The organism is Propionivibrio sp. (genome assembly GCF_017995515.1).
In the GTDB taxonomy this organism is placed as follows: domain Bacteria; phylum Pseudomonadota; class Gammaproteobacteria; order Burkholderiales; family Rhodocyclaceae; genus Propionivibrio.
On the sequence record NZ_JAGOIT010000119.1, the window covers coordinates 1,713 to 9,320 of the forward strand.

7 protein-coding genes are annotated in these 7,608 nt (G+C 62.7%); 4 read left to right on the forward strand and 3 right to left on the reverse strand.

Annotation, left to right across the window (positions count from 1 at the left end):
• Positions 1-1,365: hypothetical protein (locus KBA32_RS14955; protein WP_294360529.1), on the forward strand; the 1,365-nt coding region annotated here is incomplete at its 5' end.
• A 369-nt stretch (positions 1,366-1,734) separates the two neighbouring features.
• Positions 1,735-1,866, forward strand: coding sequence for a hypothetical protein (locus KBA32_RS14960; RefSeq protein WP_294360532.1), 132 nt, complete (start codon positions 1,735-1,737; stop codon positions 1,864-1,866).
• 135 nt (positions 1,867-2,001) lie between these two features.
• Here KBA32_RS14960 and KBA32_RS14965 read toward each other — a convergent pair whose 3' ends face one another.
• From KBA32_RS14965 to KBA32_RS14975, 3 genes are all read right to left on the reverse strand, one after another.
• Positions 2,002-2,916: an SDR family oxidoreductase gene (locus KBA32_RS14965; protein ID WP_294360534.1), complete on the reverse strand. Its 915-nt coding sequence runs from the start codon at positions 2,914-2,916 to the stop codon at positions 2,002-2,004.
• Positions 2,917-3,128: 212 nt separating this feature from the next.
• A complete protein-coding gene (locus KBA32_RS14970) occupies positions 3,129-4,544 on the reverse strand; it encodes a DHA2 family efflux MFS transporter permease subunit (protein ID WP_294360537.1) in 1,416 nt (471 codons plus the stop codon).
• Positions 4,544-6,385: an ABC transporter ATP-binding protein/permease gene (locus KBA32_RS14975; protein ID WP_294360541.1), complete on the reverse strand. Its 1,842-nt coding sequence runs from the start codon at positions 6,383-6,385 to the stop codon at positions 4,544-4,546. Before KBA32_RS14975 ends, KBA32_RS14970 begins: the two co-directional genes overlap by 1 nt.
• 335 nt (positions 6,386-6,720) lie before the next feature.
• Between KBA32_RS14975 and KBA32_RS14980 the strand changes: the two genes are divergently transcribed.
• Both KBA32_RS14980 and KBA32_RS14985 read left to right on the forward strand, forming a co-directional pair.
• On the forward strand, positions 6,721-6,975 hold the full coding sequence (locus KBA32_RS14980; protein ID WP_294360543.1) for a type II toxin-antitoxin system Phd/YefM family antitoxin: 255 nt from the start codon (positions 6,721-6,723) through the stop codon (positions 6,973-6,975).
• Positions 6,972-7,400, forward strand: a complete 429-nt coding sequence (locus tag KBA32_RS14985) for a type II toxin-antitoxin system VapC family toxin (RefSeq protein WP_294360547.1) — start codon at positions 6,972-6,974, stop codon at positions 7,398-7,400. The genes KBA32_RS14980 and KBA32_RS14985 overlap by 4 nt, the downstream gene beginning before the upstream one ends.
• Positions 7,401-7,608: the final 208 nt, after the last annotated feature.

Here is a 7,608-nt window from a genome sequence, read left to right on the forward strand (position 1 = left end):
GAAAAGCTGCCGGTGTTCAAGGTCGGGCGCGAGGATACGGAGCCGCGCTTGCAGGCGGTTTTGCAGGCCAATAACAGGTGGCGGTGGGCGTATTTCGACGGCGCGGAGGAAACAACGGGCGAGCTTTCGCGCTGCGTGATCCAGCTCGATTACCGGCCGGATGCCTTGGCGGAATCGCACAATCTGGCGCAGAACCTGCGGAATTTGTGGGCAGGTGCGGCGTTGGCGTTTGCGGCGGGGGCGGATTTGCAGCGGCGCATGGAAACGCTGGTGCGCGGGCGGGCGATGCAGTTGTTGCGGGAGGTTTCTGGCGGGGCCGGCGGTTGCCGGTTGCTGTCGCCCGGCGACTTGCTCGATTGCGTCAACGGCGTGGACTATCACCGGGAATGGGCGGACGTGGGTTTCGCGCACCGCGAGGAGCTGCTGTGGCAGACCGTTTCCGATGCCGTCGCGCAACTGCATCACAAGCTGATCTACGACATCAACAAGCGGCGTTATCGCTTTGATGAACCGCTGCGGCAGTCGGAAGCCGGGCAGCCGGGCGATTTCATCGATCATTACGATGTGCGCATCGAGTTCGAGAAGAAAGATCAACTGGAGGAGTTCGAGCGTACCTATCCGCAAAAGGAGTTTCCGGAGCAGCTTTGCCTGGAGTTGAACGAATCGCGCCACATCTACGCGCCTTTGCTCAAGGACGGCGCGGACAAGGCGGTTTCAGCACTCAAGTTCAAGTCGATTGCCATTAGCCCGGATGCGCTCAACCCCGGCGAGCGGAAGTTCGTCGAAGACTTGCATGTGTTTCTGGGGAACCCGGTTAATCAGGGGCGCCTCAAGGGGTTCGATTTCTACCTGATGCGCAACGTCGAAAGCCTGCGCTCGGTCGGGGTGTATCTCGATACGGAAACGCGCGCCTATTTCCCGGATTTCGTGCTGTGGGTGGTGGGCAAGAAGTGCACGCACATCCTGCTGGTCGATCCGAAGGGGCAGTCGGGCATCTATGACCTGAATTCGCTGAATACTCCCAATGCCAAGGTAAAGCTGGCGACAAATGGCGATCTTGTTGAACTCACGAACCGCTTAACGACGTTGGTTGGCAAGAAGTTCCAAGTGGATTCCTTCATTCTGTTACGCAAATCGTCACCACTCGGGCGGGCGAATGGCAGCTTCTACGATGACAAAGAGGTGGCCTTGATGGTGAAGGACAACGTTTACCACCTCAATTGGGGGCCTGCGCGAGATGAAGTTTATTTGGACGAAGACGGCGAACTCGTAACGCAACCGCCGGAGGGTTGTTGCTACGTCGAGCGAATGCTCTATCGCGCCGGCGTTTTGCAGGAAAGGTCATGGCCAGCAAGTACCGTTTGATCCTGCCCAGCGAGGAGGAACTGTGTCGGGAGATCGAGAGTGCGCGGGTGGCGATCCAGGGGGCGTGAACGCATCAAAAGTGACGGCCCGCTCTTCCGCATCCGTCCTGCCGAAATGGGCGACGCCACGCGGTTGGGCTGTTCATCCTTAAAACCTCAGTTCTTCACCGCAAAGGCGCGAAGGGCGCGAAGGTTCGCAAAGAAAATCAAAGGGCTACGCGAACGGCGCGTATCTTGCGTAGTCACCCATAGGGTGAATGATCAAGTACGATCAACCCGTTGTTTCCTTTGCGATCTTTGCGCCTTCGCGCCTTTGCGGTGAGGTTTTTAGGTTCATGGTTCGACAGGCTCACCACGAACGGGAGATGAGATGTCGGTCACTATCAGGATTCGCAATAAGCTCGGAAGTTGGATTTACAGCCGCAAGCCCACACCCACCAATTGCTCGTCGATCACCCTGCGCCGCGCCAAGGATGCCGGCGCGGTCGCCGTGAGGCGGTGAGGTCGGTGCTGGGCTGAGCTGGGCGGACCGACCTTTTGTAGGAGCCCGGTTTTACCGGGCGATTGGGCGTCTTTACGAAGAAATGCCGTTATCGCTCAGCGAGTTGAGCTCCTACAGCAGGAGCGCACGGCGGTGTCAGTGCTTCCTGAAAGGCTCAAGCGCCTCGCGCACCCCGTCCGCAAAGCGAATCCTCGGTACGAAACCCAGCGCCGCGAGCCGTGAAGCATCGAGCCGGCAATCCTTCGGACGCGGTGCGCCGGCCGGCGGGTTGGGGTCGGGCGTGATGAGCGAAGCATCGGCGCCGAGCACCTGGGCGATCACGCGCGCCATGCCGTACTTGGTGAATTGCTCGCCGCTGGCGAAGTGGTAGATGCCGCCAGTGTCGGGCGCGCCTTTCAGCAACTGTTCCGCGATCAGCGCCAGCGCGCGGGCGACGTCGTCGACGTGCGCCGGGTAGCGCGCCGCCCAGTCCTCGGCCTTGAACGGTTTGCCTTCGAAGACCTTGGCGGCGAGTTCGGTGACGGGTGACTCACCGAGCGTTTCGACGCGACCGTAGAGGATCGGGATGCGCAGGAGCGCGAAGTCCTGCTCGCCACGGCGCGCATACGCCGCGCGCACGACGTCCTCGCCGGCCAGCTTCATCCGCCCGTAGGCGTTGAGCGGTGCGGTCTCGGCGTCAATGGAATAGGGGGGCTTTGTGCCGTCGAAGACATAGTCGGTCGAGAGATAAATGAAGCGCGCGCCGTGCGCCGCAGCCAGTTCGGCAAGCAGGCGCGTGGCATCGACGTTCAGGCGTTCGGCGCTCGCCGGGTCGCCGTCCACGACGTCGGGCCGGCGCTCGGCGGCGGAATGCACGACGAGTTCCGGCGACCATTCGGCGAACGCCGCGCGGACCGCAGTTTCGTCGGTCAGATCGAGTCGCCGGAGCGGCGCCTTGAGGCGCGAATGCGCCGTGCCGATCAGCGCGTCTGCCGATCCGGCGAGCGGCGCCAGTTCGGCCATCAGGGAGCGGCCCAGGAGTCCCGAGGCGCCGGTGACGAGTATCTTCATGCGAGTCCCTTTCTCTAAAGTGATCGAAAATCGTCAAAGCGACTAACAGCTTTTCAACCGTTCTTGGTGAGCTTGTCCCCCAAGGGGATTTCCTTCGGGGCATCGAATCCTGTCCTGAGCCTGCCGAAGGGCATGAAACGGCGTACTGCGTGGTCATCTTGCCCTTCGACAGGCTCAGGGCGAACGGACATGGCAATGCCCGAATTCGTTACTCACGCGGCCCGACCCTGGCTGACGCTCTCGCCGTCGTTCTTGCGCAGCGTCCAGAAGGCCAGCGACGAGACGAGGGTGACGGCGCCCAGCGTCAAAAAAGCGTGGTGCAGCGCGTTCATCACTGCGATTCGGTCGGACTGCGGCAAATCGCCGAGATACCAGGCGGTGACGAGCGAGCCGACGGCCAGCCCGAAGCTCATCGACAGCTGCTGGAACGAGCTGGCGATGCTGCTCGCCATGCTCGAATCCTCGGTGCGGATGTCGGCGTAGGCCATCGTGTTCATGCTCGAGAACTGTAGCGAGTTGAAAAAGCCCTGCGCCAGTCCGAGCATGATGATGAAGGCGACCGGCGTTTCCGTCGTGAGCAGCGAGAAGAGGCCGATGGTGACGCCGATCATCAACGTATTCACGGTCAGCACGCGCTTGTAGCCGAAGCGCTTGAGGATCGGCGCGGTGCACAGCTTCATGCCCATCGCCGCGACGGTCGCCGGCATCATCAAGAGGCCGGATTGCCACGCCGGCCGGCCCATGCCGATCTGGTAGAGGAGCGGTAGCAGGAAGGGCAGGCCGCCGATCCCGAGACGCGTGATGAAGCCGCCAAGCACCGAAACACGGAAGGTGCGCATGTGGAACAGGGAGAGACGCAGCAGCGGGTCGCGCGTGCGTCGCGCGTGCCAGCCGTAGGCGGCGAGCAGTGCGAGCGACAGCACGAAGAGCACGCCGGTCGAGGTCGGGTCGAGCCGGTGTTCGCCGAAAATCTCCAGCAGCCAAGAGAGCAGCGCGGTGCCGCAGCCGAAGAGGACGAGGCCGATCACGTCGAGCGGCCGCGTGCGGTCGCCGTGGTAGTCGGGCATGTGGCGGTGGATCATCCATTGCGCGACGATCCCGACCGGGATGTTGACGAAGAAGATGGCGCGCCACGGCAGCCAATGCACGATCAGCCCGCCGACCGTCGGCCCGAGCAAGGGGCCGATCAGCGCGGGGATGATGACGAAGTTCATCGCCGCGAGGAGTTCGGACTTGTGGAAGGTGCGGATGATCGTCAGGCGCCCGACCGGCATCATCATCGCCGCGCCAATGCCCTGGAAGATGCGCGCGGCGACGAGCATCGGCACGTTGATTGAGAGGCCGCACAGCACCGACGACAGCGTGAAGATGGCGACCGCCGCGCTGAAAACACGCCGGGTGCCGAAGCGGTCGGCCATCCAGCCGCTGATCGGGATGCCGACGGCCAGGCTCAGGATGTAGCTGGTGACCACCGCCTTCAGGCTCAAGGGCGTCACCTGCAGGCTCTCGGCCATCGCCGGGATCGCCGTGTTGATGATCGTCGAATCGAGCTTCTCCATGAACAGCGCGACGGCGACCACCCACGGCAGGTAGCGCTTGACTGCTGCCGCGTCTCTCGCGTCGGTCATCAGGCCGGTGCAGCCGAAACAGCCGAACCCGTTGATAACGGCTGCACGTTCCACTTGCCGCCACCAAGCACTTCGAGCTCGTGCGTGTGAAATTCGAGCAGCGTGCTGCGATGGCCGACGCTGATCAGCACCGCCTCCGGCAGCTCGTCGCGCAGCAGCTGATACATCGCGTGTTCCAGCCCTTCGTCCATCGCCGAACTCGCCTCGTCGAGGAAGAGCACCTGTGGCCGGTTGATCAGCGCGCGGCCGACGGCGAGGCGCTGCTGCTCGCCGAGCGAGAGCGAGTGGCCCCAGTCGGCCTCGTCGTCGAGGCGGCTGGCGAGATGCCCGAGCTGGCAGCGGCGCAAGACGTCGATTGCCTGTGCCTTTTCGGCGGCGTCGGCGACCGTGTCCCCGGTTTGCGGCGCGGCCGGGTAGAACAGCGCCTGGCGCAGCGTGCCGAGCGGCAGGTAGGGTTTTTGCGGCAGGAACAGCGACTGCCCCTCGACCGGCCGGCTGACCGTTCCCTCGGCGTATGGCCACAGGCCGGCGATGGCGCGCAGCAGCGTCGTCTTGCCGATGCCGGAGCGCCCGCGCACGAGCAGGGCGGCAGAGGCGGGCAGCGACAGACTCAGGTTCTCGATGAGCACGCTGTTGTCAGGCTTTCGTACCGTCAGCGCGTCGACGGCGAAGCGCTGCGTCGCCGGCGCGATGCGTGCGCTGGCGAGTTGCTCGGCCGAGTCCATCGAATCGAGGAAGCCGAACAGCCGGTTGATTACCGCGCGGTAGCCGGCGAAGTTGTCGTAGGAGGTGCGGAAGAAGGAGAGCGCGTCCTGCACCTGGCCGAAGGACTGCGAGGTCTGCATCACGTCGCCGAGCGTGATCTGCTTGCTGAGCAGGCGCGGCGCCTGGACGATGAAGGGGAAGACGACGGCCGCCTGGCTGATCGCCAGGTTGAAGCCCTGGAACTTGAGCGAGCGGAAGACGATCGCCCACATGTTGGCGATCACGCCGGCAAAGCGCGTCAGCAGGTTGTTGCGCTCGACCGTTTCGCCGCGAAAGAAAGCAATGCTCTCGCCGTACTCGCGCAGGCGGACCAGCGCATAGCGGAAGTTGGCGTTCAGCTTCTCATTGAGGAAGTTCAGCGCGATCAGTGGGCGGCCGATCTTGACGGCGAACACGGTGGCGACGATCACGTAGGCGTAGACCATGAACACCATCGCGCGCGGGATCTCGACGCCGAGCAGTGCGAGCGCGCCCGAGAGATTCCACAGGATGATCGTGAAGGCGAAGAGCGAGACCACGGCGTCGAGCAAGCCCATCGACAGCGAGAGCGAACTGCTGACGAAGCTCTCGACGTCCTGCTGGATCCGCTGGTCCGGGTTGTCCGCGCTTTCCGGCACGAACTGGCTGCGGTAATACGCCTGCTTGTCGAGCCAGCGCTCGATCAGCGAGTTGGTCAGCCAGGTCCGCCAGCGGATGAGAAAGGCTTGTTGCAGGTAGAAGTTGATCAGCGCGCGCGCCACGTGGATCGTCGCCAGCACGCTGAACACGAAGAGCATGAACCAGAACGCCTTGCCGTCGAGGTTCTGCATCGCGCTGTAGAAGCCGTTGTACCAGAACGAAAAGAGCACGTTCATGCGCACCGAGAAGAGCGTCATGAAGACGATCAGCGCCAGCCAGAGGAGCGGCGCCTTGTGCCGCCGCGGATTGAAGTATTCGGCCGTGATCACGCGGAACTGGCGGCCCCAGACGGTGAGCCGCCCAAGCCCCACGATCACCGCGCCGAGCCCGATCAGACTGATGAAGAACGCTTTCGCCAGCCAGATGACGCTGGCGAGCAACTCCTGATTCCAATCCACAATTTCACCTTTTGCTGAGTCTTTGGCGGGCCTGACTATAGCAAAAACGGCACCTTGAAAGGCGGCGCGGGCGGGCTGCACCGAGGAGGCAAAACGCGGCATGACGATTCAGAACCTACCGCAGAGACGCAGAGGCACAGAGGTTACGCAGAGAATGGCCCGAAGAAGTCTCAACTCCCGTTCGGGCTGAGCCTGTCGAAGCCGCCCTTCGACAAACCCGGGGCGACGAATTCATGCATTTTCGGGCCTCATCAGTCCCGGCTTCCTGACTGGCTTGTGCTCACCCGGTGAGCGTAGTAACGTCGCTACATTAACCGGGCAGGCGAGGTGCCGTCATGACCATCACCACCATATCAAGCCGCGAGTTCAACCAGGCCGCGAGCGAGGCGAAAAGGGCTGCAAACAGCGGGCCGGTATTCATTACTGATCGAGGCCGGCCGGCCCATGTGCTTCTGAGCTTTGAGGACTATCAGCGGCTCACAAGGCAGCGGCGCAATATTGCCGATGCATTGGCGATGCCGGGTAGTGCCGACATCGAATTCGACCCGCCGCGCGTGACCATCGAAACCCGGCCGGCTGATTTTTCATGATGTACGTTCTTGATACCAACGTCGTGTCGGAGCTACGCAAGGTTCGACTTGGCAAGGCGGATGCGAACGTGACGGCATGGACGGAAAGCGTTGATGCGGCCGACCTCTTTGTGTCGGCCATCACCATCATGGAGCTGGAACTTGGCGTTCTGTCGATTGAACGGAAGGACGCGAAGCAAGGGGCTTTGCTGCGCGCGTGGCTGGAGCAGCACGTAGTGCCCGAGTTCTCGAGCCGCACATTGCCCGTCGACACCGCCGTGGCGCAACGCTGCGCCCGGTTGCACGTGCCCGACAAGCGTAGCGAGCGCGATGCTCTCATCGCGGCAACGGCCCTTGTGCATGGCATGGCTGTGGTTACGCGCAACGTCGACGATTTCAAGCCGACGGGCGTGCCTGTTGTCAGTCCGTGGGTGCCGATGGAATGATGTCCGCTCTGGACAAAAAGGTTCTCCCGATCTGACTTGCCCACGAATACTGCGGAGAGTGCTCGACCACGGCTTCATCCCCCACGAAGCGTGACCGGCCTGCTTTCCGTGCAGCGCTGGCTGAACCGCTCCTATTGGTAAGTCATGATGAATCACATGGACCGTTCAGAATCCGTCATCCCGGGCTTGACCCGGGATCCAGTGGTGC

Excerpts from the sequence above, each read along its gene's own strand:
- KBA32_RS14960 (WP_294360532.1), top strand. The coding sequence starts at position 1,735 with ATGTCGGTCACTATCAGGATTCGCAATAAGCTCGGAAGTTGGATTTAC.
- KBA32_RS14965 (WP_294360534.1), bottom strand. The coding sequence starts at position 2,916 with ATGAAGATACTCGTCACCGGCGCCTCGGGACTCCTGGGCCGCTCCCTG.
- KBA32_RS14970 (WP_294360537.1), bottom strand. The coding sequence starts at position 4,544 with ATGACCGACGCGAGAGACGCGGCAGCAGTCAAGCGCTACCTGCCGTGG.
- KBA32_RS14980 (WP_294360543.1), top strand. The coding sequence starts at position 6,721 with ATGACCATCACCACCATATCAAGCCGCGAGTTCAACCAGGCCGCGAGC.
- KBA32_RS14985 (WP_294360547.1), top strand. The coding sequence starts at position 6,972 with ATGATGTACGTTCTTGATACCAACGTCGTGTCGGAGCTACGCAAGGTT.